The following is a 23,279-nucleotide window of genomic DNA, read 5'->3' as shown; positions in this document are numbered from 1 at the left end:
TGTAGATAAAGGGGTTGGAAATCATAGATTTCCAACCCTTTTGCTTATACATCTACATTTTAACTGTCAGTAGACTGAAATAACGTTGATTTCCGTTCCGGGCGGACGCTTTCCGGGGGGCTTGCCCTCAGCCTCCTCGTCGCTTCGCTCCTGCGGGGTCTTCACGCTACGCTAATCCCCCAGGAGTCGCCGCCCTGCACTCCAATCAACTGGAAATCCTTTAAGACAGGGGTATCATTTCAGCCTCCATAGCCGGCGCTCTCCACGTCCAACTGGCCAGCTTCTTCAAATTTATGGCAGAAAAAGTTAGCATCGCCTGCATGGATATTTTTTTATGTCCCCGGAGGGGTAGTTCTTCCCGAACGTGGAGAAGTGAGGAACCTCTGTATGAAAGCCAAAGCCTAGGAACCAGCGATATGCCACGTTCGTTTCAATTTCCTTGATTGTCTGACGCATGGAGCGGATGCCGAATGTATACTGAATGAATGTCATCTTGATCAGTACCACAGAATCTATGCTGGGTCTCCCAATGGATGAGTAAAGATCTTCAACTAATGGATAGATAAAGGAAAAATCAATGGCTACATCCAGTTTGCGCACCAGAGTATTGAGGAACTAACTCTTCTATTGTCAGCATTTCCGGCTTTTCGCGTTCATTAATTTGATTATTCGTCAACATATCCATCACCTCATTCATTTAATAGGAAACATCGTTGATTGAAGCGGAGAGCGGCGACTCCTGCGGGAACAGCACGAGCTGAAGACCCTGGACTGAGCGTAGCGAGGGAAGCGGCTGAAGCCGTGTCCGCGGAAAGCGTCCGCTCGAAGCGGAAATCAACACTTTTAGCTTTATGTCTATTTTAAAAGAAAAAAGACTGTAGGCAAACCCGAAAATTCAGGGTGTTTGTCTACAGTCTGAGGCATCTTCCCTTCAAAGAGAGGAAAGATGCTTTTTATTAATTAATTAACAATCTTAATTTGGTCTCTTAAAAAATGAAATTGCGGATTTTGCCCTTTGCAGAAGAAGGTGACGAGATAGCCGTCTTCCTTAGCGAAATCCTGTACAGATGCTGCCTTTGGCCGGACAGCGACAGGGGTGATGAATGTATGCTTTCGGATGTTTCTTTCAGTAAGGCGTGTCGGCGTCGCCATTTTGTCTAGCAGGTCTTTGTCATCCAAGATCGACCGCTCGATAGCTGCCAATGCTTCCGGCTCCAAGTCGTCAGTCCACCAAATATGACGAGGCTGGAACGTGTGATGGGCCAAATAATCGATTTTCATGAGGCTTCTGACAATGTTCATATCCGCTTTCCCATATTCGAGGAGGAACTCTTCCAGCCTTGTATATAAATCTTGAAGTTGGTGGCCGATTCTGGACCAACCCTTCGTTTCCCAAAACGTGCCGAATTGCTGGAAAAAGTCGAAAGGCGTTTCAAACACTTCCGATACGAGATACTCAACCGTCCGAGGCATACGGTTGTCATTCCAATACTTTTCGAGTACGTCTTCGGTCTGCTTGATCCGTAAAATGTCATCGAATGTCAGGACGTTATTGGATAGTATTTCGTATGGGGCCTCATCGATATATGTGTACCCGAATTGTTCTGCCTGGATTCGCAATCCAGTCCCTCTTAATAGCTTGAGGAAGCCTAACTGCAGCTCTTCAGGACGCATGGCAAAAACATCGTTGAATGTATCTCTAAATGAATCATAATCCTCTTCCGGCAGTCCGGCGATCAAATCAAGATGCTGCGCAATCTTCCCGCCTTCTTTCACCATAGTGACAGTTCTGGACAGCTTTTCGAAATTCTGTCTCCGTTGCACAAGCTCATTCGTCAGGTCATTCGTCGATTGGACACCGATTTCAAAACGGAAGATGCCGGCGGGAGCGTTTTCGTTTAAAAAGTCGATTACTTCCGGACGCATGATGTCTCCCGTAATTTCAAATTGGAACACTGTTCCAGGAAGATGTTCATCGATTAGGAATTGGAACATCTCCATCGCATAGCTCCTGCTAATATTGAAGGTGCGGTCAACGAACTTGATTGTCTTTGCCCCATTCTTCATCAAGTAACGAATGTCATCTTTAACCGCATCCCGATTAAAATAACGGACACCGACTTCGATCGAGGACAGACAGAATTGGCAAGAGAACGGACAGCCTCTACTCGTCTCGATGTATGTCACCCGATTGGACAGGTGGGGGACATCTTCAGGAAATCGGAAAGGGGAGGGCAGCTCACGCAAGTCGAGTTTTGGACCGGGGGCAGTGGATTTCATCTTGCCATCTTCCATATAGGCGATTCCTTGCACTTCATGAAGGCCAATTTTTCCCGAATGGTAATCAAGTAATTGTTTAAAGGTCCTTTCCCCTTCGCCAAGTACGATGAAATCGATTTCAGGCACTTTTTCCAACCACTTGTCAAAGTCGTAGGTCACTTCGGGTCCTCCAGCTACAATGACCATCTCAGGATTCGTTTTCTTTAATATCCTGATGACTTTGATCGACTCTTCAATATTCCATATGTACAAACTGAATCCGACAATATTTGGCTTTTTTTGATAAATGTCTGATACAATATTTAAAGTCGGATCTTTGATTGTATACTCAGCCAAGATAGGTTCGTATTCGGGCATTGCATACGATTTTAAATATCGTATTGCGAGATTCGTGTGAATATATTTTGCATTTAATGTTGTAAGGACTATGTTCATTTTCCTACTCCTTTGGTATAATACTCATTATTAGTTATGATTTTTAGTCTTTTTGAACTATTTTATTACGACTGACAATATGAAATAATCAGAATTGAAGGTTCTTTACTTAAATTAATTTCCGATTATTTCCGATTCATTCGCATGAAATCTTGTCGTTTCACATACTGTTTGGTAATAGGCACAGGAGGTATCAAATTGAGTGATTTCGATAATATGAGAAAAAACTTGTCATTTCTAGTGGATGATAGTTTTCGACCAAGTTTGATTTTGCATTTAAATGGAGACATTTATTATGAAAATGAGCCGTTTAAGATGCAATTCGACATAAAAAACAAGAAAAATATCAATGAAATCATCGATTCGACTTCCATGCATGATTGGACAGCGTTTTCTGAGCGAGCGGGGAAATCGGAACAAATGTTAATGGAAAAAATGTCGATTAATTTATGTTTCAACGAAAAATGCCAAGGTCATATGCAATTATTCTATATTCCTGATAGCAAGAAGATCATTGCCAAGTTTGACATGCAGAATCCTTGCGATATACCTTTTTTAAAAACATATTTTAACGCGTTCAGGCAATCGTCCAATTTCTTGCTGTTGGTCGATCATAATGGAAAAATTCGCGATGTGAACGAAATGCATACTATTTTTATCAATCAACCGAAAAAAGAATTGGTTGGTCATTGCATAAGCAAAGTACTATCTATAGTTGATCCGAACCATGACGAACCTGTTCAGGATATCCTTGAAAAGGTAAAAGGTCATGGGTTTGTTGAATCCATTAAAACGTATCAAAGATCATTGGAGGATACAAGATACTATCATATTACAACTTCCTATGATAAAGAAACAAATATGTTTTTCGTCCAAATGTCCGATTCAACAGAGAAAGAGAATCTCCAAGTTCAGTTGGCCCATTCGGGTTCATTATCTGCAGTTGGTCAGATTGCAGCAAGCATAGCCCATGAAATAAGAAATCCCATCACAACATTAAAAGGATTTACACAGCTGTTGAAAGTATCGGCTACAGAGGACTCGATCCGTTATATTTCTGTAATTGAGGATGAAATCGAGAGAATGGAGTCCATCCTTGGGGAGATGCTTGTCCTATCGAAACCCTCAGGAAAGAAGAAATCCGTCTTCTCCCTCGAAGTATTAGTAGGAGATATGGTTTCAATCCTATCCCCGAAAGCTGTCATGGATGGTATTGAAGTTGTTCAGCAAGTGGAACTAAGCAGTAATCCTCTCATGTTTGGCGATCCTGATAAGATAAAGCAAGTGCTTTTAAATTTATTTAAAAATGCATTGGAGTCGATGCAAATCGGGGGGACGCTTTCCATTCATCTTGCCGAGTCTGATGGGAAATTGATCCTTTCCATATCGGATACGGGAAAAGGAATGACACGCCATCAAGTGAGCCAGGTGTTCATGCCTTTCTTCAGCTCAAAGCCCGGCGGTACAGGTTTGGGTCTGCCATTCGTCCTCAAAACGGTTGAAGATCACGGCGGTGCAATTGGTGTGGAAAGTCAAATCGGCATCGGTACGAAATTCACATTATCCTTTCCTAGGGCGAAGGAAGGTGTGAACAATTCTTTGCCAAGCAAACAGTCCATCGTCTCTTGAAACGATTCGTTTTGACACATTCGTCCATTTATATATATAATAGTGTCGAGTCGTTGACAGGAAAATAAAAGGTGGATCCGAACAATGGTAAATGATACAGAGCGTGCTTTGAAATTATTCATCGTCCTTTCAAGGGCAAGCAAAGTTGTCCTGGAAGAGGCGAATAAACTGATTGAGTCCTATAAGCTGAATCCTACAGAATTTGCTGTCCTCGAACTTTTATACCATAAAGGTAGGCAGCCGATTCAAAAAATCGGTCAAAAAATATTGCTGAGCAGTGGCTCAATGACATATGTAGTCGATAAGCTCGAAAAAAAAGGTCTTCTTGAACGCGTGTTTTGCAAGGAAGATAAAAGGGTTACGTATATGTCCATCACTGATGCAGGCAAGGAATTGATCGAAGAAATTTTTCCGTCCCATGAAGAAAAGATCAATGAATTGATGTCCGTCCTTTCGGAATCAGAACAGGAAACGGCAATCGAGCTGTTGAGGAAATTAGGGTTATCCATAAAGAATCTGTCATAATTTCATTCCATAAAAACGCCGAACAGGATCAACCTGTTCGGCTTTTATACGTTTATTGTATCGTCTGTCCCATATTCAAGAAGTCATCTTTGTATTTTTCGTCCGGTGTGTCAAACACAGTAAGTCTTACGACCATACCATCTTTTTCAAAAACGACTCCCGTAACTGGGCCTGTTTCTGTATCCACCTTGAACGCTTTAACGTTTTCGATTCCTTTATCAGCCACGTCTGAATAGACATCTGTCAATTCCTCAGGCTCTCCGCCATTGCTAGCAGCTTTCAACACTTCTTGCATATTTTCCAATAAATAATCATACGATCCATCTTCAGCAGGTTGAGTTTCAATCCGCATAAAAGCGTTTGAATTCTCCTCAGCATACAAGCTGTCCCGTCCAGGCTCTTCACTTGTCAACGTATAACCTGGCAATACTTCGATTGCATATGATTGCTCATCACTTTCCGTCAATACAGCATCAGCCATCTTATCTGGAGACTCTTCGACGCCTTCGCTACTTGAACCAGACTTCGACTCGGAATCTGCTGACGTACCGTCCGTGGAGCTGCCATTTGTCTCGTCGACAACTTGTTCTGCGTTATCGGGGTTTGCCCCTTCTTTTTGTTCCGCATTATCAGTTCCACAAGCTGTAAGGAGAATCGCAGCTGCAAATCCTGTGCACACTATTTTCCAATTGAATTTCATTGAAAATCCCTCCTATTCAATAATTGGACGAACGAAGGTGAAAAATGTTTCATTCATCGCTTCCGTGGATGATCGTATACCGTTTATGATTGACGACTGTCTTTTCCTCGAGTTCCAATTCATCGAAGTTTTCCATATAAGTTAAATCAACGATGACGGAGTTCTCATTCACTTTCTCTACGATTCCTTGCAAACCATCTTTAAACTCTATAATATTGCCAACCTCTGCAATCTTCATCTTAAAACACTCCTTAAACAGATTATCTTTTATAGTTTGCCTGAAAAAGCGTAATACGTAAAGTGTTTCATACTAAATAAAAGCGTTTTCATTTGTCGGAAAATGTCGTAAATTGAATTTCTATTTTTGTATAGAATGCTGTATAATAGTCTTTTAGGTATATCTATACACGGGAGGTATTGCGCATGAAGCGGAAATTGGAAGCTGAAATCGAGTCGACGCGCATGGAATTGATCATAATTGCTGGTCAAAAGGGCTACTCGTCAATGGAAACATTAAAGATAAGCCAAGTGCTCGATCGCTTGATCAATGAATACAATTCTCGTGAAGGAATGCCTGGACAGTTGGAATGGACAGAGAACTAGAAAGGGTGGGGTTACATTGGTAACAATTAAAGACTTTCGAGAAGAATTGAACAAAGCTGTCATTGGAAGAGAGAAAGAATTCGATTTGATGCTCATCGCTTTATTGCAGCAGGGACATGTATTGCTTGAAAGTGTGCCCGGCTCCGGTAAGACAATGATGGCCAAGAGCTTTGCGAATGCTTTTAAAGGGGACTTCAAACGTGTCCAATTTACTCCGGATGTGTTGCCTTCGGATGTGACTGGCATTCGTTATTATAACCCGCAGTCGCAGGAGTTCATCCTGAAAGCTGGTCCGGTCTCAACAAATATCTTATTGGCAGATGAAATAAACAGGGCAACTCCTCGAACACAATCAAGCTTGTTGGAATCAATGGAAGAGAGGCAAGTGACAATTGATGGGGAAACTGTTGAATTGCCGACACCTTTCATGGTCATTGCGACACAAAACCCGATTGAATCGCAGCAAGGGACGTTCCCGTTGCCGGCAGCGCAGTTGGATCGGTTTCTATTCAAGCTGAACATCGATTACCCGTCGTTGGAAGAGGAGCACGAGATTTTGCGTCAATACGGCAAGAATCCTGGCAAAATCATGACAGAAGAAATCATCGATGCTGAAACGGTCGGTAAATGGGCTGCTGAGGCCGCTGAAGTGACGGTGCATGAAGATGTTGAAAAATATATATTGAAGATTGTCCGGGCAACGAGGGAGCATCCTTACTTAGAACTTGGCTTAAGTTCCCGTGCCGCTCTTGCAATTCTTCAGGCTGCGAGGACGAAAGCTTATATTGAAGGCAGGGATTATGTCACTCCGGATGACGTCAAATATATTCTTCCTCCAGCCGCATTGCATCGGATGGAACTTTCGACGGAAGGGGTATTGACGAAAACGATCGAAGAAGTGCTTGACGAAATAGCAAATTCCATCACAGCACCGCTTGAGGCGACTGTCTAATGAAGTGGATACGTTATGAACACGGATTTAAATTGATTCACCAAGGGATGACCATTACGGCAGTTTTTTTCTTATTCGCCTTCATTTATTTGCAAGTGTGGCTTGCCGCTTGCTTTGCGGCAGTATTTGCGATGCTCGCATTCCAAAACATCTACTTTTCAAAAGTAGGGAATGGTCTGTCAGTCGCTTTTCGTGCAAAGCAGAAGCGGATTTTGATCGGCGAAACGGAAGAGCTCGTCATGGAGTTCAAGAATGGAACCGTGCCTATATGGAATGGAACATTGACTCTCTCACTTGAAGATGCTGTTGCTCCAAGCACGGATGATAAGAAGCATTATAGTGGAATCTATGATTTGACGGTCCCTTTTGCTATAGGCGGGAATAAAAAAGTGGAGATCCGAATTCCTCTTGAAGGTAAAAAAAGGGGGATGTCGAGAGTAACAAGGGTCATGTTAGAAATCCCTCATCTCTTTGGCGATGGATTTGTCACTATGGAACTGAATGAGCCGATATATTATCAAAGCTTAGTGTATCCTAGGGTAACTCCGCTTGGTAGGGAATTGAAATCTTCGCCTTACAAACCAGGGGAAATCGAACAGAGACAATCTTTATTCATGGATTCCTTTCAACCAATTGGTACTCGGGATTATATACCAACAGATCGCTTTGACCAGATCCACTGGAAAGCAAGTGCCAGGATGCAGAAATTGCAAACGAAGGAATTCCTTCCAGTCAGCTCGCAAAGTGTTGTTCTGATGATGAACACAATTGAAAAAGACAGAGGTTTCTTGGACTTTGAAACAAAGGTCGAGCGTCTCGTATCGTATGCAGATTACTGCATGAAGAATGATATTCCGTATTCCGTCGCTATTAATATACGTAGTTTCGGAGCAAAACCGTATTTGATTTTGCCTAGCGGATCAGGAAAAGTGCAATTTCAGAAATTGATGGTCATGCTTGCGAAAATATCGGACAAACATGCGAAATTGCCTTTTGAAGAAATGCTTCAACATATGGAAGGGACGGGGCAGCTTTCTCAAACAGTAGTTTTGATCACTCATGAAAATGATCGTATAAAAGCCCTCGCAAAACAATGGGTGAAACGTTATGAAGTCATTTTGGACAAATCCCATGAAAGGAATGAAAGGATTTGGGACAATCAAAATACGAGAAAGACCGGAACCGATTCAACCTATCTGAACGTCTAATTGTCGAAATGTTTCTCCTATCCTATGTATTCATTTTCTTTCTAGGGGAAATTGGATCCGCAATGCCGTATGTATGGATATTCATCTCGATTATGGGAGGAATCATCGCCTATTTCCTGTTTTACAATCGCGATTATTCCCTCGGTTATGGTGCTGGATTGGCATTAGTGCTCACATCATCTTTATTATTTTTCAACGCGCCACTAATGAATATGCTCATATTCTTCGTGTATATTTTGTGGAGGATTCAAGCGAATTTCAACGGGTCCAGAATTCAAGGATGGCCATTTTTGACGGTCAACACACTTGTTTTCGTAGTGCTTTTTTTCATGGCGAGATTGATTTTTGCCCATAATCACCCAAAAGAACTTATGATGCAGCAATTGATACTCTTTCTATTAACATCGTTCTTGTACTTCTTTATACGTATGGTTTCGATTACCGTTAATAGCCGGCAATTAGGCAATTTCAAAGTAAGGGAAGCGAGCAAGATTTTCGGTTACATTATCGGATTGGGGGCTGCTGTGTTTTTTGTCGTCCTATTTGCTCTCGATCCGGTGAGGAGAGGCGTTATAGGTGTGCTCGGCTTTCTCTTCGGTGGTATCCTAACGCTTTTTGGGAAATCGACGGATTCCCTCCTTGACTTTTTTAAATCGGGTTCTGAACGATTCATAGAAGAAAATTTAGAGGAAATAGAAGAAGAATACATCGATTTTAGATTGGATGGGGAGTTGAATACTCACGGTGCCACCTCTTCCATTTTCGAGTATACTTCGTTAGGTTTGGCTTTAGTAATCCTTATAGTAATTAGCATTATACTTCTACGAAAAAAAGCGAAGAAACGAGAAGTGGAACAACTGGAGACTTATTCTTTCTCTTTTAAAGGAAGGAGAGAAAAACCAGAAGAACATCGTCAGTTGTTGTACGACTATTCATCTGCACGGGATGAAGTAAGGAAAACATTCGAACAGTTCGAGAAGGAAGCGCAAAAATACAATTTCAGCCGTTTGAATGGTGAAACAGTAAGAGAATGGTTTTCTCGTATGGGATGGAAGCAGAATGAATGGATATTATCGATATACAATGATGTCCGTTATGGATCACGGACACCTTCTGAAGAGGAGCATTCTAAATTTCTCCAAGAACTCGATCACATTAAAAAAACTTTTTTCGGAAAAGAGGTTTAAGATGTTTTCAAACGGGGGACATTATAATTGAACACAGCAACATTCTCATTTCCCCCTTTTGAGGACGGACCCTATTACAGGATCTGTCCTCCTTTTTTTTGTCTGAAACGCTTATAATGGATAATGATAGTAAAGATGGAGGGGTTATGATGGGGAATAAAAAGATTGCATTTATCGGAACAGGTGTAATGGGCAGTAGTATCGTAAAGCATCTATTAAAAGCGGATTATGAAGTGACTGTATTCACCCGTACTAAGGAAAAAGCGGAAGCACTAATTGAACACGGAGCAAAATGGGCTGAAACGGCGGGACTAGCAACTGCCGGCGCGGATATCGTTTTGACAATGGTTGGTTATCCAACTGATGTAGAAGAGGTCTATTATTCAGAAGATGGAATTTTTGCGAATGCACGTGAAGGGATGGTTTTCGTCGATATGACGACATCCAGTCCGGCACTGGCGAAAAAAATTGCTGCTGATGCGGAAGAGAGGGGAATTTCCTCAATCGATGCTCCGGTTTCAGGCGGGGATGTCGGAGCGAAAAACGGGACACTTTCCATTATGTGCGGAGGAAATGAACAGACATTCCGAGAAGTTCTACCTCTACTTCAAGAGTTCGGAAAGCAAATTGTCTATCAAGGCGAAGCGGGGGCGGGTCAACATACGAAAATGTGCAACCAGATTGCCATTGCAACGAATATGATCGGCGTGTGTGAAGCTTTGGCTTATGGAAAAGAGGCGGGTCTTGATCTAGAAACAGTTCTCGAATCCATTTCCTCGGGTGCTGCGGGGTCTTGGTCGCTTTCAAATTTGGCGCCACGCATGATCAAAGGGGATTTCGAACCCGGTTTTTACGTTAAGCATTTCCTGAAGGATATGAAAATCGCCTTGGCAGAAGCCGAGTTAATGAAATTGCCATTACCAGGCCTCCAAATGGCGAAGGAAATGTACAATGAACTCGTCGAAGAAGGATATGGCGAAAAAGGGACTCAAGTTTTGTACGAGCAATATAGACGCGGATAAAACAAACGGGCTGTCCAGTCAATCAGTACAACTGATTGACTGGAACAGCCCGTGTGTTATTTCCCATCTAAATATGACGATCGGAATGATTGTGTGTTGGACACTTTTGGACGTTTTGGTATGAATGTTGGTTTCCTCGTTTTTATCGGCACCTTTTGCTCCCCGACAAACTCAATCAGTAACTCCTTGGCTGTTTTCAAATTCATTCTTTCTTGTGGATTGCGGAAAGTTTGGTCTTGAGTGCCTAAATGAGGAAGGGACGTGAAGTCGCCTTTTTCCGGTAAGGTATGAAAGAGGAAGTCGCTGCACTTTACGAGCACAGTGGAGCTTTGCTGGCTAAGCTGAGGATTGTCGACAAAATGTAAGCCGATTTTTTTTGCATCCCCCGACTGAAGCAGCCGTTGGATCGCTTTGTTTTTTAATGTATAAAGTTCACGGTTATTCGTAGCTGTTTTCGCATGCCGATTCACTGTATAAATGGCGATGGCAAGTTGACGAACCGTTTCTTCTTTTTTCAATGGATTCCCCCTCGTTTCGTTATGTTCTTCTTAACACTATCATACTGGTTCCCAAAACATTTTCAAAGCGATTCACTCTAGATAACCGAAATATTTGCAAACGGCTATTTTTTTGTCGGAATTAAAGGTATACTTATAAAATAACGTAGTAAAATCTGTTTCGGCGTCTATAAACAAAATTATTGTACATAGAGCAGCAACATGCATGGAGGCATTCATGGACAATAACAGACTACAAGAAGAATTGATGATGGAACGGAAGAAAAGATTGGAATACGAACAAAAATACATGTCCGTCATCGATCATAACTTAGATCCAATTATCACGGTCAATCGAAAAGGCCGTATTGCGTATGCAAATACCGCTGTCCATAAAGCGTTCGGCTACCGATTGAAAGAATTGTCAGGTCGTGCCATTATCGATTTGATCGGCGATGACAAAGTTGGTGATTTCAAGAGTTTTTTATCGCGTTCATTTTCCGGGGAATCGATTGAAATGGAAGGGATACTGTTTTTTCATAAGCGGGGCCAATATTTATCCGCATACGTTATAACGATCCCGGTTTCGGTCCGGGGAGAAATACGGGAAATCCACTTAATTTTAAGGGATACTTCGTATCATAACAAGAACAATGAAAGACTTTTATTCCTTTCGTACCATGACCAGCTGACAGGCTTATGGAACAGGAGAGCAATGAAGGAACATTTTAATGCAGATGCAGAGTATGCTATACGAAGTGATGAGAAACTCTCATTAATACATTTAGATTTGGATCGTTTCAATACGATCAATGATTCGATAGGAAGAAATGGTGCAGATGAAATCCTGAAGAGGGTGGCAGATCGCATTAAGATTGTTTGTCCAAAAGAGGGAAAGCTATATAGGAATGGCGGAGATGAATATATCATCTTGCTTCAAAACCACTCCATTGAAAAAACAGAAAAGCTTACACAGCAGATATTAAGTGATTTTACAAAACCGTTCTATTTCAATCATCAGGAGTATTTCCTTTCATCCTCAATCGGTATTTCAGTTTACCCTGACGACGGAACGTCATTGGAAGAGCTGCTTCAAAAAGCTGAGCAAGCTGTACGTTATGTAAAGGAACGAGGACGCTCTCATTACCGGTTTTACCGTGAAGAAATGAACACGTCCTTCACCGATGCAGCTTTAATGGAAGCTCATTTGCGCCGTGCAATTGAATTTAATGAGTTAGAACTCCACTATCAGCCGCAAGTGAATTTGCAAACCGGTGAAATTGACAGTTTCGAAGCATTGTTAAGGTGGAATAACCGGAAGTTCGGTTTCGTTTCTCCAGCCGAATTCATTCCGTTGGCGGAGGAATCGGGTTTAATCCATTCAATTGGCGATTGGGTGCTGGAAATTGTATGCAGGCAGTTGAAGGAGTGGCAAGATAAGCAGTTCAGACCTGTCCGTATAGCGGTCAATATCTCTTCAAAACAATTCCGGACTGGCGCATTTGCCGAAAAAGCAAAAAACATCATTAGAAAGCATGGAATCCATCCATCGTCTTTTGAAGTTGAGATCACGGAAACTGCTTTGATGTATATGAAGGACACATTATCCACCTTACAGAAATTAAAGGAAATTGGAGTGACGATTTCAGTCGATGACTTTGGTACGGGCTATTCTTCACTTAGTTACTTAAAGCAATATCCGATTGATATTATAAAAATCGACCGCTCATTCATCAAAGATATTGAACTTGATGAAAAGAATGAGGCGATTGCAAAGACAATCATTAACCTAGCCCACAGTCTCGGGATGCAAGTCATCGCGGAAGGCGTGGAGAAAGACTTGCAGGCGAAGATTTTGAGAGAAGCGGATTGCCATAAGGCACAAGGCTTTTTATTCAGTAAAGCAATCCCCGCCTCGGAAATCGTTGAAAAGTATTTTACATAATATACCGATGAGACTTCCTGCAACGAGGTGAATATGCCACGGAAAAAGGAAGTTTTTTTATTTTACAGTAGTCGTCTAGTTCAGAAAGTTATGATACAATTATGAGTGAATATTCATTCATTGGAAATGGGGGATTGTCATGTTTACAGACAAAGTGATTATCGTTACAGGCGGATCTAGCGGAATGGGGAAATCCATGGCGAAAAAATTTGCCGACGAAGGCGCTAATGTCATTATTACTGGGCGTGATGCAGAACGCTTGGAAGCTGCACGGGGAGAAATCGGGGAACGTGCACATACTTATCAGATGGACGTGCGCAATATTGAAAATGTACAAGGCATGGTCGAGTTTGCCGACGAGAAGTTCGGGAAAATCGACGGTCTCGTGAACAATGCAGCCGGAAATTTCCTTGTCCATGCAGAAGAGCTCTCTCCGAATGGCTGGAATGCCGTGATCGATATCGTGCTGAATGGGACTTTTTATTGCACGAGCGCAGTCGGCAACTACTGGATCAAAAAAGGGCAAAAAGGTTCCATATTGAATATGCTTGCAACGTATGCCTGGGATGCAGGTCCAGGCGTTGTCCATTCAGCTGCCGCAAAGGCTGGAGTCATGTCATTGACGCGTACGCTTGCTGTCGAATGGGGACGGAAGTTTGGGTTCAGAGTGAATGGAATTGCACCTGGCCCAATTGAGCGGACAGGCGGAGCGGAACGTTTATTCCAATCGGAAGAAGCGGTGAAGCGGACGATTAACTCTGTCCCGCTCGGACGAGTAGGCAAGCCTGAAGAAATCGCCGAATTAGCAGCCTTCATCATGTCAGACAAAGCCTCCTACATGAACGGCGAAATTGTCACACTCGACGGTGGGCAATGGCTGAATCAGTACCCGTTTTAAGTAATCTGATACTATGAGTGGTTTAGATTTTGTTGATTGAAGTGAAGGGCGGCGACTCCAGCGAAAGCCGTTGCGAAGAACGGCTTTTGCGAGTAAAAGCGTAGCGTTACGAGCACATCTTTGTCCGAAGCAGGATGCCTTAATGTCTGCAAAAAACCTTGAAATACGACAAATCGAACCCTGCGCTGTTCGATTGGCTGAAGCCGTGCCCGCGGAAAGCGTCCGCCTGAAACGAAAATCAACGATGAAATTCCTATTACAAGTATTATCTTTCCGTACTTGCACAACCTAATTCCAATTCGTGCAATAGGGGAGGTAGTATCCATAATGGCTATATGGATTTTTCCGTTAGCAATCGTCTTTGCAATCATCGGCCTTATCGGATGGAGAGCAGTCAGGAAATGGGATGCTATAGCTGCAACATCATTTAATGAGCAGGATCATAGAATACCGGAAGCAGTAGAAGACCACCCGTTTTCATTGAACCCGATCATCTGGGTAATCGGTGTGGCCGCGCTGTTCATACTGTTTGTCATTTTCTTTTACTGGGCCTCTTCCAATTAGGAAGAGGTTTTCTTATGCATCCTTTTTCATATTTCGATGGGATGTTCACTAACTAGTATGGTATGATAGAATTGTAGAATTTGGTATACAGCTTATGATCAGAAGGAGCGATTTTCAATGATTTCTGTAAATAACAGGGATTTTCTTCAGGTGCCGATTGCAGATTATCTAATTCCTGCAGAGAAAGTGGCATGTGTCCAAATCGGCAATAACGCTGAACACGCCCTTCTAGTCCTGACGAAGACCGGTTATTCAGCAATACCTGTCATTGACGTTAAGAACCAACTAAGGGGATTGCTAGGGATTGGGATGATTACAGACTCAATCTTGGGCATGGAACGGATCGAATACGAAAAACTTGCCGATTTGAGAGTAGATCACATCATGCAAACTGACATTCCTACAATTATAACAACTGATAAATTTCAAAAAGGATTAGATTTGCTTATTAATAACACATTCTTATGTGTCACTGAAGAAGATGGCACATTTGCGGGTATACTGACAAGAAGAGTCATGTTGAAGGAATTCAAAAAATATCTTTACATGAAATAATTTTGTTCAATGGTTTTTCCTTGAATAGAAGGCTCCATTTGGGGCCTTTTGCTATTTCTCGGCTTTTTTGGTGGAAAGGAGAATGTAAATGAATATACATAAAAAGACAAATCGTCCACTTGTCCTCATATCAGTCATGCTAGCCATGTTTGTCGGTGCTGTTGAGGCGACAATTGTTTCGACGGCGATGCCTGCAATTGCCGGAGAACTAGGTGGCTTTTCCAGATATAGTTGGATATTTTCCGCCTATCTGCTTATGAGTACCGTCACTGTTCTCATTTATGGAAAACTGGCGGATCTGTTTGGCCGTAAGCCGGTATTTTTCGTAGGCTTATCTATATTCTTGATCGGCTCCATTCTTTGTGGGTTCGCGTCAACGATGGAGCAGCTTATTGTTTTCAGACTGATACAAGGTTTAGGGGCAGGGGCTGTCATGCCGATCGCAACAACAATTGTCGGGGATATTTACTCAACTGAGGAACGCGCTAAAATCCAAGGGTATTTATCAAGTGTGTGGGGCGTTTCTGCGGTATCCGGTCCAGTTATCGGAGGTTTGATCGTTCAGTATTGGGATTGGAAGTACGTGTTCTGGGTAAATGTCCCGCTAGGCTTGCTAGCAATGCTCGGGATTTATTTCTTTCTTCAAGAGCCTGCAACTGAAAGAAAAGTGGCTATTGACATTAAGGGAGCCGCATTATTAACGACGTCTTTATCAATCATCCTATTTTGGCTCGTTGAAGGAGGACAATCCTTTAGCAGGTCTTCTTCAGTAAGTCTTCTCCTCATTATTTTAGGCGCGGGGCTCTTTACGTTGTTCATTTGGATTGAAAGGAAGGCGGAAGATCCGATGATGCCTTTTTCCATTTGGAAGAACCCCGTAATCCTCTATGCCAATCTCGTTTCTTTAACTACTGGCGTTATTCTGATTGGCATCTCCTCATATTTGCCTACTTATGTGACGGGTGTTATGGAACAGACGGCTATGATTGCCGGATTTACATTGACAGCGATGTCGATTGGTTGGCCGATTGCATCTTCTGTCGCCGGGCATTTGTTGATCAGGTTCGGAACTTTTGCAGTTTCGTTTGCAGGTGGCATCTCTCTGGTGATCGGTGCACTGATGTTTGTTTGGATGAATGGGGATTCGGGTCCTTTATGGGCTGCGTTTTCCAGCTTTTTTATAGGAGTCGGAATGGGCTTGACGAGCACTTCCTTCATCGTAACGATTCAAGGAGCAGTCAGCCGTGAACAGCGGGGATCTGCAACCGCTGCGAATATGTTCATGAGAAATTTCGGAAATACGATCGGCGCAGCAATTTTTGGTGCAGTATTAAATGCATCTCTTTTGTCATCATTCCGAGAAAGGAATCTTGATTATGAAGTGAATGATATTAATCTTTTATTGACGGAAGAGTCGAGGTCGACATTGGATGCTTCAAAAATGAATATTCTGCAACGAGCGCTTGATGGATCTTTGCAATGGGTGTATGTAGCCGTACTCATCTTTGCTATCATCAGCCTGTTGCTCATATTGCGGATACCAAGGGGAAAGGTGGTTCTTCATGACGACAACTGAATTGGAAATCATTAAAGCATTGGCGGAAGAAGGAAATATGCGTAAGGCGGCTGAGCGGCTTTTTTTATCCCAGCCCGCCTTATCACAACGTCTTCAGACAATCGAAAAGGAATGGGGAACATTGCTGTTCATCCGTTCCCAAAAAGGACTGGAGCCTACTCCAGCAGGCGAGCTTGTCATTGCATTTGCTAAAGAGACAATCTTAAAAAAAGAGGAAACTGCCGAGATGATTGCTTCGTTGGCAGATAGAGTGCACGGTACCCTTAAAATCGCTTGCGCATCAATCGTCGGTCAGACATGGTTGCCGCAAGTATTGAAAGAGTTCGTAAGAATGTATCCTGATGCGAAGATCTCATTGATGACAGGGTGGAGCTCGGAAATTGTGAAAGCTCTGTATGAAGGTGAGGCGCATGTCGGAATAGTGAGAGGTCAAGTGGATTGGAAAAGTAGAAAGTCTTACTTGTTCAGGGACCGGCTCTATTTGGTCGATCAGGAAATCACGTCCATCAATGAACTGACGGGTACGGAGCGTCCGTTCATTCAATTTAAAAGTGATTCCAATTACTATATGGAAATCCAGCGATGGTGGCAGCGTCATTTCTCACAGTATCCAAAGAGGCAAATTACGGTCGATCAAATCGAAACTTGCAAACAGCTGGCATTGAACGGAATCGGCTATGCGATTTTGCCGTCCATCACTTTGACGGGTGATGAGAAAGTGAATAAAATCCCTTTGCTGAATAGCGAGGAAGAATTCGAATTGACGAGGGATACATGGTTGATAGGGTATGATTCGACTTTTGAACTGAAGCAAGTGAGCGCTTTTACCGAAGTACTTACCTCCCATGCCGAAAAATTAAGAAAAGAATTGAAGTAAATGGAACTTTCCTAATATTACTACGTACTAATTAGGAAGGTACATAGAATATTGGCGGTGGCCAATAGGGGGGATCGTATATGTGGAAGAAACAATGGGGAATCATTATCGCCATATTTGTATTTTGCTTATTCATGCCGGCGATCCATGCTTCAGCCGCGCCTGAGCTAAAAGTGAAGGTGACTGCAGGCTTTGACGGAAAAGCGAAATACGGCAAAGGGGCACCAATTACGGTCGTAATTGAAAATAGCGGAACAAGCGCTTTTAATGGCGACATGGTCATCGATATGCAACAGTCGTATGAGTCAGGTGTTGGAGAGGTTTTTCCACTGGACATAGAGGCGGGCGAAACGAAAACAGTGACATTCATCAATCGAAAAATGTTCGATTACAACATGTATGGGATGAATGGCAAATCCATCTTTTTTTATGATGGAGGTTGGAAAACAGGCAAGGAAATTGATCATAAAGGGACCCAACAAATTACTGTCGCGATGTTTCATGACGACACGAAAATTATGACAGCTTTCACGGATAATATCGATCGCTTATCCGCCTTGAAAGGGATCCGGTTAACTAATTTTCCGAGCACTCAAATGATCGACGTTTCCAAAATTGCATTGTTGCCCGATGAGGCAGCCGGATGGGGGCCGACGGATATGATCATCGTGGATGAATATCCGATTGCAGACATGTCCGCAGGGGAGCAGCAAGCTCTTCTGGATTGGGTCCGAACGGGCGGCGTTATCATTTTTGGCGGATCCGATCACTTGGAAGTGGAGTCGGGTATATTTGCAGAACATTTGCCATTGGCGTTCAACGGAAAGACGGCTATCAGCCCGGAAGTTTTTAATGAATGGACGTCGAGAGAGGATTTTGATCAGGAAATCACTGTGGCCGCAGCAACTCTGAATCCCGATTCAAAAATCGTCTTCTCCAAAGGAGCGGACATTCTTGCTGCTTCCAAGCCGCTTGGAAAAGGTTTAGTTTTGCAAACTGCTTTTTCGGCAGGAGATGAACCGTTTTCCAAAATGCAAGGAGCCGTAACGGTGTGGAGAATATTACTCGATTTGTCGAGCCGGTCAGTAGTTGCGGGCGGCATGATGCCGTATTACAACGATCCGATGGAATCATTGCGGTGGACGGTCGGTAATTCGAATGAACTTTTTCCGTCTTTTAAAGTATCCGCCCCGCTTCTATTCGGTGTGATCATCTTTTACATCGTTATTATCATTCCGGTCTTGTATATTATCTTAAAAAAGAAAGACAAGCGGGAACATGCTTGGTGGATCATTCCTGCCATTTCTTTAGCGGTATCCGTCTTTATCTTTGCTTATGGCGCTCGTGATCGGATCGGCCAAGCGCAACTTCAACAAACATCTGTATTCGATGTTGAACAGGACGGCAGATTGACCGGTTATTTCGTCGAGTCGATTTTGACGAACAAGGCAGGAGACTTTGTTTTTTCTGCTCCGAAGGAAACGACAATCTCCACATACACCCCTTATTCGATGGGGCTATTCGGACCTTCTTCAATGGGGGCAAATTCACATAAACGGGCAGTTCTTGAAAGAAGTGCGACAGGATCGAACTTGCACCTACGGAATATTGGCTACTGGGATGTCGCGACAGTCTACGGGCAAACGACGTTAGACCCAATCGGAAATTTCGAAATTAACTTAACAGTTAAAGACAAGCAACTGACAGGTGAAATTACAAATAATTTCCCATTCCCAGTGACAGAACTTGCCGTCTGGTCGGGAAGGAGTCGCATGCAAGTAGGGGATTTAGGTCCAGGTGAAACGATAAAGGTGAATGAGACCTTGAAAACCTCAACTTTGGTCCAAAAACTATCGTCCAATTCTTCGATGTATATGGGGCATATGCCTACTACGACAGATGACTTGGATAAAATGAGAAAAGATAACCTCATTACATTTTCAGGCGATTTTATGAGCAGCGACTCTAAGCCAGTACTTATCGGCTACACGGATACAAAGATTGTTCCGATTGAACTGGAAAAAACAAAGGCGGCGACGGATTCCTTAACATTGCTGTCGCAGGCGTTCACGCCAAAAGTCGAGTTTAGCGGAAACTTTACGGTGGATCCTGAAATGATGACAATGAACCTCATATCCGAAATAAATAACATTCCGGCCCACCCGGTTGGTTATTCGGCGAATATGTATTATTTTGATGAGGATACGTACATTCAAACGTGGCAAGTCCCAGAGGATTTGATGCAAAAAGTATCTGTGTGGAAGTCAATGGACATTTCAAAAATACAAAAGCAGTTATACACTTTGCAAATATGGAATGCTAAAACAAAAACGTACGATCCGCTTGAATCCGAAAATAAATTGACGTTGGATTCGATAGATGACTATATAACGGAAGATGGAAAAGTGACATTCAAGTTAGAGTTCATTAATAAGCAACGAGGCAATGAAGGGTATGCTCCTCATATCAAGCTGCATGGCGAGGTGAAAAAATGATTGAGATTAAAGGGTTAACGAAAAAGTACGGCCAATTCACCGCGCTCGATGATTTGAATTTAACGTTGCATGAAGGAACTGTATTCGGTTTTGTCGGTGCGAACGGTGCCGGTAAATCTACGACGTTCTTAATTATCTCCACATTATTGCAGCCGACTTCTGGCGACGTAATTATTAACGGGGTTAGCGTGAGGGAAAAACCTGCCGATATCCGAAAATTGATTGGTTATATGCCCGACTTTTTCGGAGTGTATGACCAGTTGAAAGCCGATGAATATCTTGATTTCTATGGTGCAAGCTACGGAATTCCTGAAGAAGAGAGGAAGAAACTCATTCCTCAACTGCTGGAATTGGTGAATCTGTCACATAAGAGGTATTCGTATGTAGACCTATTATCCCGTGGGATGAAACAAAGATTATGTCTGGCTAGATGTCTTATTCATGATCCTAAAGTGCTCATCTTGGACGAACCGGCCTCAGGGTTGGACCCGAGGGCACGAATTGAAATGCGAGATATTTTAAAGACGTTGAAAGGCATGGGAAAAACTATTTTAATATCTTCTCATATTTTGCCTGAATTGGCGGAGATGTGTGATGAAATCGGGGTCATTGACAATGGCAAATTGATAGCACATGGGTCAGTTGCCGAAATACAGCAAAAGCTGCAAGGCGAGAAAATGATAACAGTCCGTTTAGCTGGAAAAATCGCAGAGACGATTGCATTTTTCGAAGAACAGCCATTTGTCACCTCGATTGAAAGGCTCGAAGGCGATGCTGGGATTTCCTTCATTTACAGGGGCGAGGAAGTGGGGCAGATCGAAATGCTTAAACGTGCGATTCTAAATGATTTACAGATTGTGTCCTTCACGGAGCATGTGACGAACTTGGAAGATGTCTTTATGGAAATAACGAAAGGGGCCGACTGACAATGAATATTAATAACCCGGTTCTCTTTAAGGAATTGAAGCTGAGATTCCGCTCATTTAAAGGCTTTAATGGAATCCTTTTCTTTCTGTTAGCAATGTGCATTTTCGTCTTCGGTTATATATTTTTAAATGTCAATTTGACAGGGACTTCCTACTTCAGGCCAAGCCAAAGCTTTGTCCTATTCGCATTCCTTTCCTATATCCAACTAGGGCTCGTATTGTTTACGGCTCCTGGCTTGACAGCAGGGGCGATCAGCTCGGAAAGGGAAAAGCAGACATTGCCGATTTTGTTGACGACATCACAAAGCTCTTTTCAAATCATTTCGGGCAAGATGCTATCATCAGTGGCCTTTCTATTGTTGCTCATTGTGGCAGGTCTTCCTGTTTACAGTTTAGTCTTTCTGTTCGGGGGGATTTCCCCTGGCGATTTCATAAAGATATTCCTCTTCCTGTTCGTTACATTGCTAGCCATCGGTAGTATTGGCGTCATGTTCTCGACACTAATACGAAGAACTGTTGTTTCCATGATTGCAACTTATGGCACGATGCTATTCTTAGCGGTAGTAACTGGTTTTTTGTTAATCATTGTCATACAAATGAAAGCATTTAACCATATGGGGACCTTAGGAACACCGGTGACATCCCCTTCATATCTCGGCCAGTTTTTAGCATCCATTAATCCGGCGGTTCTGTTTGCAACATTCCTATCGCCAGAACTGGATCGGTCGATCGCAGAGATGACGAACATCGATTTTCCGATTTGGGCTGGCTATTTGATTTTTTATGGAATCATTACTGTGTTGGCACTGTTCATTGCTGTGAAAAAACTTCGAGTCAATATGAAAAGATTAAAATGATGGGGTGAGACAGATGGAAGAGAAAACAGCATTACAGCGATATGTCGGAAAAGCATTGAGATCATTAAGAATCGAGCGATCCGTCCATATGCTGCAAGCGGGGCTTTTTATGACTGCTTTGTTGTACACATTGTTCCTTGCTGCTTCCAGACTGTTCATATTGCCTCACTATGAATGGATTGCCTTTTGGATATTTGTAATAGCCATCATTGCAACAGTCGTTGTGTTGTTCATAAAGAACGTCCGCCGAGACGAAGCCGTCTGGATGTTGGATCACTATGTACCGGACAATTTACTCGTGACCGCTTTGGATGAACGTGTGAATCAGTCGGACTTTGCACAAGCGATTGTGCAACGGGCGGAGAGAGCGATGGACATTGCTTATCCTCAATTCAAGAAACGGGATAAAAAATATGTGAATGAAAAAATGCTCGTCGGCTTTCTATTATTGCTCGCTTGCTCCTTCTTGCTGCTCATATTCCCTTCTGAAGCGCAACAGGAAGCGAAAGCTGTCGCAAAGGAAAAGGAAATTATCGAAGAATTGAAGAAGGAAGTAGCCGAACTAGTAAAGAAGGAAAAAACACCTGAGCAGAAAAAAGAATTGGCTGAGCTCGCTGAGAAACTGAAAGAGACAAAAACGACCGAGGAAACATTAAGGGAATTAGTGAAGAAGCAAAAGGAGTTCAAGCTGAAGGAGCAACGATTGACCGAAAAGAAGAATGCTACTGAGGAAGGCTTGAGCGATTCCGAAGAATTGGAACTTGAAGAACTTCAATCAATTGTTGATCAGCTCGCACAGCAAGCAGGGAAAGCCCAAAGTGCATTGAATAAAATAGGCAAAGCCCCATCTTTGCCGGCTTTGGCCAGTGCCGGAACTCCACCTGCAGCAAGCAATAGTCAAACTGGCTCCAATGCGAAGCCTGGCACGGGATCATCACAATCCGGCGCTAATGAGGGCAACCAAGAAGAAGATCAAGGAGAAGGCCAAGGAGAAGGTCAAGGAGAAGGCCAGGGCCAAGGTCAAGGCCAGGGTCAAGGCCAAGGCCAAGGTCAGGGTCAAGGTCAGGGCCAAGGTCAGGGCCAAGGTCAAGGCCAGGGTCAAGGTCAAGGCCAGGGTCAAGGTCAAGGTCAAGGACAAGGTCAAGAAGAAGGTCAAGGCCAGGGTCAAGGGCAAGGGCAAGGGCAAGGACAAGGACAAGGACAAGGACAAGGACAAGGACAAGGACAAGGACAAGGACAAGGACAAGGATCTGGAGCAGGAACCGGTCAAGGTGGACGGAACCTACTTTCAATCCCATTCGATAGAATTGGCAGTTATAATGATCCTTCTGTAGTAGGCGGTGAGCTTGGGGAAGGGGAATTCATCGAAGAAAATGAACGTGAAGGCCTTGTTGAAAGGGGAACATTACGGCCATATAAAGAAGTGGTCGGAAGCTATAAAGACGCCTATTTGAAAGGGGCGGATAAGATGAATCTCCCTGCGGATTTACAGCGAGTCCTCTCCGATTACTTTTCATCAATTGAATGACTAATGGATGGGAGATGTGC

General features: G+C 43.0%; 23 protein-coding genes and 1 pseudogene. 18 read left to right on the top strand and 6 right to left on the bottom strand.

Annotated elements, in window-relative coordinates; genetic code table 11:
* Positions 1-348: 348 nt before the first annotated feature.
* Positions 349-679: pseudogene (locus tag NIT04_RS11655) on the bottom strand (transposase); the annotation flags it as partial.
* Positions 680-717: 38 nt separating this feature from the next.
* Between NIT04_RS11655 and NIT04_RS11650 the strand changes: the two are divergent.
* Entirely contained in the window at positions 718-864 is a 147-nt protein-coding gene (locus NIT04_RS11650; RefSeq protein WP_252503771.1) for a hypothetical protein, read from the top strand.
* 96 nt (positions 865-960) lie between these two features.
* Here the strand turns inward: NIT04_RS11650 and NIT04_RS11645 are convergent, their stop codons facing one another.
* Entirely contained in the window at positions 961-2,715 is a 1,755-nt protein-coding gene (locus NIT04_RS11645; protein WP_252503770.1) for a B12-binding domain-containing radical SAM protein, read from the bottom strand.
* A gap of 198 nt (positions 2,716-2,913) precedes the next feature.
* Here NIT04_RS11645 and NIT04_RS11640 point away from each other — a divergent pair, with 198 nt between their 5' ends.
* Positions 2,914-4,344: an ATP-binding protein gene (locus NIT04_RS11640; protein WP_252503769.1), complete on the top strand. Its 1,431-nt coding sequence runs from the start codon at positions 2,914-2,916 to the stop codon at positions 4,342-4,344.
* Positions 4,345-4,428: 84 nt separating this feature from the next.
* On the top strand, positions 4,429-4,869 hold the full coding sequence (locus NIT04_RS11635; protein WP_252503768.1) for a MarR family winged helix-turn-helix transcriptional regulator: 441 nt from the start codon (positions 4,429-4,431) through the stop codon (positions 4,867-4,869).
* A gap of 52 nt (positions 4,870-4,921) precedes the next feature.
* On the opposite strand, the gene NIT04_RS11630 is transcribed toward NIT04_RS11635, so the two are convergent.
* Positions 4,922-5,569, bottom strand: a complete 648-nt coding sequence (locus tag NIT04_RS11630) for a hypothetical protein (protein ID WP_252503767.1) — start codon at positions 5,567-5,569, stop codon at positions 4,922-4,924.
* A gap of 49 nt (positions 5,570-5,618) precedes the next feature.
* A complete protein-coding gene (locus tag NIT04_RS11625; RefSeq protein ID WP_060210187.1) occupies positions 5,619-5,807 on the bottom strand; it encodes a DUF2187 family protein in 189 nt (62 codons plus the stop codon).
* Positions 5,808-5,992: 185 nt separating this feature from the next.
* Here NIT04_RS11625 and NIT04_RS11620 point away from each other — a divergent pair, with 185 nt between their 5' ends.
* The 5 genes from NIT04_RS11620 to NIT04_RS11600 all read left to right on the top strand — a co-directional run bounded on the left by NIT04_RS11620 (position 5,993) and on the right by NIT04_RS11600 (position 10,541).
* A complete protein-coding gene (locus tag NIT04_RS11620) occupies positions 5,993-6,172 on the top strand; it encodes an aspartyl-phosphate phosphatase Spo0E family protein (protein WP_252503766.1) in 180 nt (59 codons plus the stop codon).
* A gap of 16 nt (positions 6,173-6,188) precedes the next feature.
* Positions 6,189-7,124: a MoxR family ATPase gene (locus NIT04_RS11615; protein WP_252503765.1), complete on the top strand. Its 936-nt coding sequence runs from the start codon at positions 6,189-6,191 to the stop codon at positions 7,122-7,124.
* Positions 7,124-8,332, top strand: coding sequence for a DUF58 domain-containing protein (locus NIT04_RS11610; protein WP_252503764.1), 1,209 nt, complete (start codon positions 7,124-7,126; stop codon positions 8,330-8,332). Before NIT04_RS11615 ends, NIT04_RS11610 begins: the two co-directional genes overlap by 1 nt.
* A complete protein-coding gene (locus NIT04_RS11605; protein WP_252503763.1) occupies positions 8,275-9,519 on the top strand; it encodes a hypothetical protein in 1,245 nt (414 codons plus the stop codon). The genes NIT04_RS11610 and NIT04_RS11605 overlap by 58 nt, the downstream gene beginning before the upstream one ends.
* 149 nt (positions 9,520-9,668) lie before the next feature.
* The gene (locus NIT04_RS11600) at positions 9,669-10,541 is read left to right on the top strand and encodes an NAD(P)-dependent oxidoreductase (RefSeq protein WP_252503762.1); all 873 of its coding nucleotides are present in this window, start codon (positions 9,669-9,671) and stop codon (positions 10,539-10,541) included.
* A gap of 56 nt (positions 10,542-10,597) precedes the next feature.
* On the opposite strand, the gene NIT04_RS11595 is transcribed toward NIT04_RS11600, so the two are convergent.
* A complete protein-coding gene (locus tag NIT04_RS11595; protein WP_252503761.1) occupies positions 10,598-11,059 on the bottom strand; it encodes a YkyB family protein in 462 nt (153 codons plus the stop codon).
* Positions 11,060-11,276: 217 nt separating this feature from the next.
* On the opposite strand from NIT04_RS11595, the gene NIT04_RS11590 reads away from it, so the two are divergent.
* Positions 11,277-12,983: a bifunctional diguanylate cyclase/phosphodiesterase gene (locus NIT04_RS11590; protein ID WP_252503760.1), complete on the top strand. Its 1,707-nt coding sequence runs from the start codon at positions 11,277-11,279 to the stop codon at positions 12,981-12,983.
* Between the two features lie 139 nt (positions 12,984-13,122).
* Entirely contained in the window at positions 13,123-13,881 is a 759-nt protein-coding gene (gene fadH / locus NIT04_RS11585) for a 2,4-dienoyl-CoA reductase (RefSeq protein ID WP_252503759.1), read from the top strand.
* Positions 13,882-13,892: 11 nt separating this feature from the next.
* Here the strand turns inward: fadH and NIT04_RS11580 are convergent, their stop codons facing one another.
* The gene (locus NIT04_RS11580) at positions 13,893-14,123 is read right to left on the bottom strand and encodes a hypothetical protein (RefSeq protein WP_252503758.1); all 231 of its coding nucleotides are present in this window, start codon (positions 14,121-14,123) and stop codon (positions 13,893-13,895) included.
* 85 nt (positions 14,124-14,208) lie between these two features.
* On the opposite strand from NIT04_RS11580, the gene NIT04_RS11575 reads away from it, so the two are divergent.
* The 8 genes from NIT04_RS11575 to NIT04_RS11540 all read left to right on the top strand — a co-directional run bounded on the left by NIT04_RS11575 (position 14,209) and on the right by NIT04_RS11540 (position 23,259).
* On the top strand, positions 14,209-14,445 hold the full coding sequence (locus NIT04_RS11575; protein WP_252503757.1) for a hypothetical protein: 237 nt from the start codon (positions 14,209-14,211) through the stop codon (positions 14,443-14,445).
* A gap of 117 nt (positions 14,446-14,562) precedes the next feature.
* Entirely contained in the window at positions 14,563-15,000 is a 438-nt protein-coding gene (gene cbpB, locus NIT04_RS11570; RefSeq protein ID WP_252503756.1) for a cyclic-di-AMP-binding protein CbpB, read from the top strand.
* An 88-nt stretch (positions 15,001-15,088) separates the two neighbouring features.
* A complete protein-coding gene (locus tag NIT04_RS11565; RefSeq protein ID WP_252503755.1) occupies positions 15,089-16,576 on the top strand; it encodes an MDR family MFS transporter in 1,488 nt (495 codons plus the stop codon).
* The gene (locus tag NIT04_RS11560) at positions 16,563-17,453 is read left to right on the top strand and encodes a LysR family transcriptional regulator (protein ID WP_252503754.1); all 891 of its coding nucleotides are present in this window, start codon (positions 16,563-16,565) and stop codon (positions 17,451-17,453) included. Before NIT04_RS11565 ends, NIT04_RS11560 begins: the two co-directional genes overlap by 14 nt.
* A gap of 80 nt (positions 17,454-17,533) precedes the next feature.
* Positions 17,534-19,948 carry a hypothetical protein gene (locus tag NIT04_RS11555; RefSeq protein ID WP_252503753.1) on the top strand — a complete coding sequence of 805 codons (2,415 nt, stop codon included), beginning with the start codon at positions 17,534-17,536 and terminating at the stop codon, positions 19,946-19,948.
* On the top strand, positions 19,945-20,874 hold the full coding sequence (locus NIT04_RS11550; RefSeq protein ID WP_252503752.1) for an ABC transporter ATP-binding protein: 930 nt from the start codon (positions 19,945-19,947) through the stop codon (positions 20,872-20,874). Before NIT04_RS11555 ends, NIT04_RS11550 begins: the two co-directional genes overlap by 4 nt.
* 2 nt (positions 20,875-20,876) lie before the next feature.
* Positions 20,877-21,731: an ABC transporter permease gene (locus tag NIT04_RS11545; RefSeq protein WP_252503751.1), complete on the top strand. Its 855-nt coding sequence runs from the start codon at positions 20,877-20,879 to the stop codon at positions 21,729-21,731.
* Positions 21,732-21,744: 13 nt separating this feature from the next.
* Positions 21,745-23,259, top strand: a complete 1,515-nt coding sequence (locus tag NIT04_RS11540; RefSeq protein WP_252503750.1) for a hypothetical protein — start codon at positions 21,745-21,747, stop codon at positions 23,257-23,259.
* Positions 23,260-23,279: the final 20 nt, after the last annotated feature.

The sequence above is a fragment of the Sporosarcina sp. Marseille-Q4943 genome (genome assembly GCF_943736995.1).
In the GTDB taxonomy this organism is placed as follows: domain Bacteria; phylum Bacillota; class Bacilli; order Bacillales_A; family Planococcaceae; genus Sporosarcina.
Note: the sequence above shows the minus strand (reverse complement) of the source record. Positions and strands in the feature narration are given on the sequence as shown.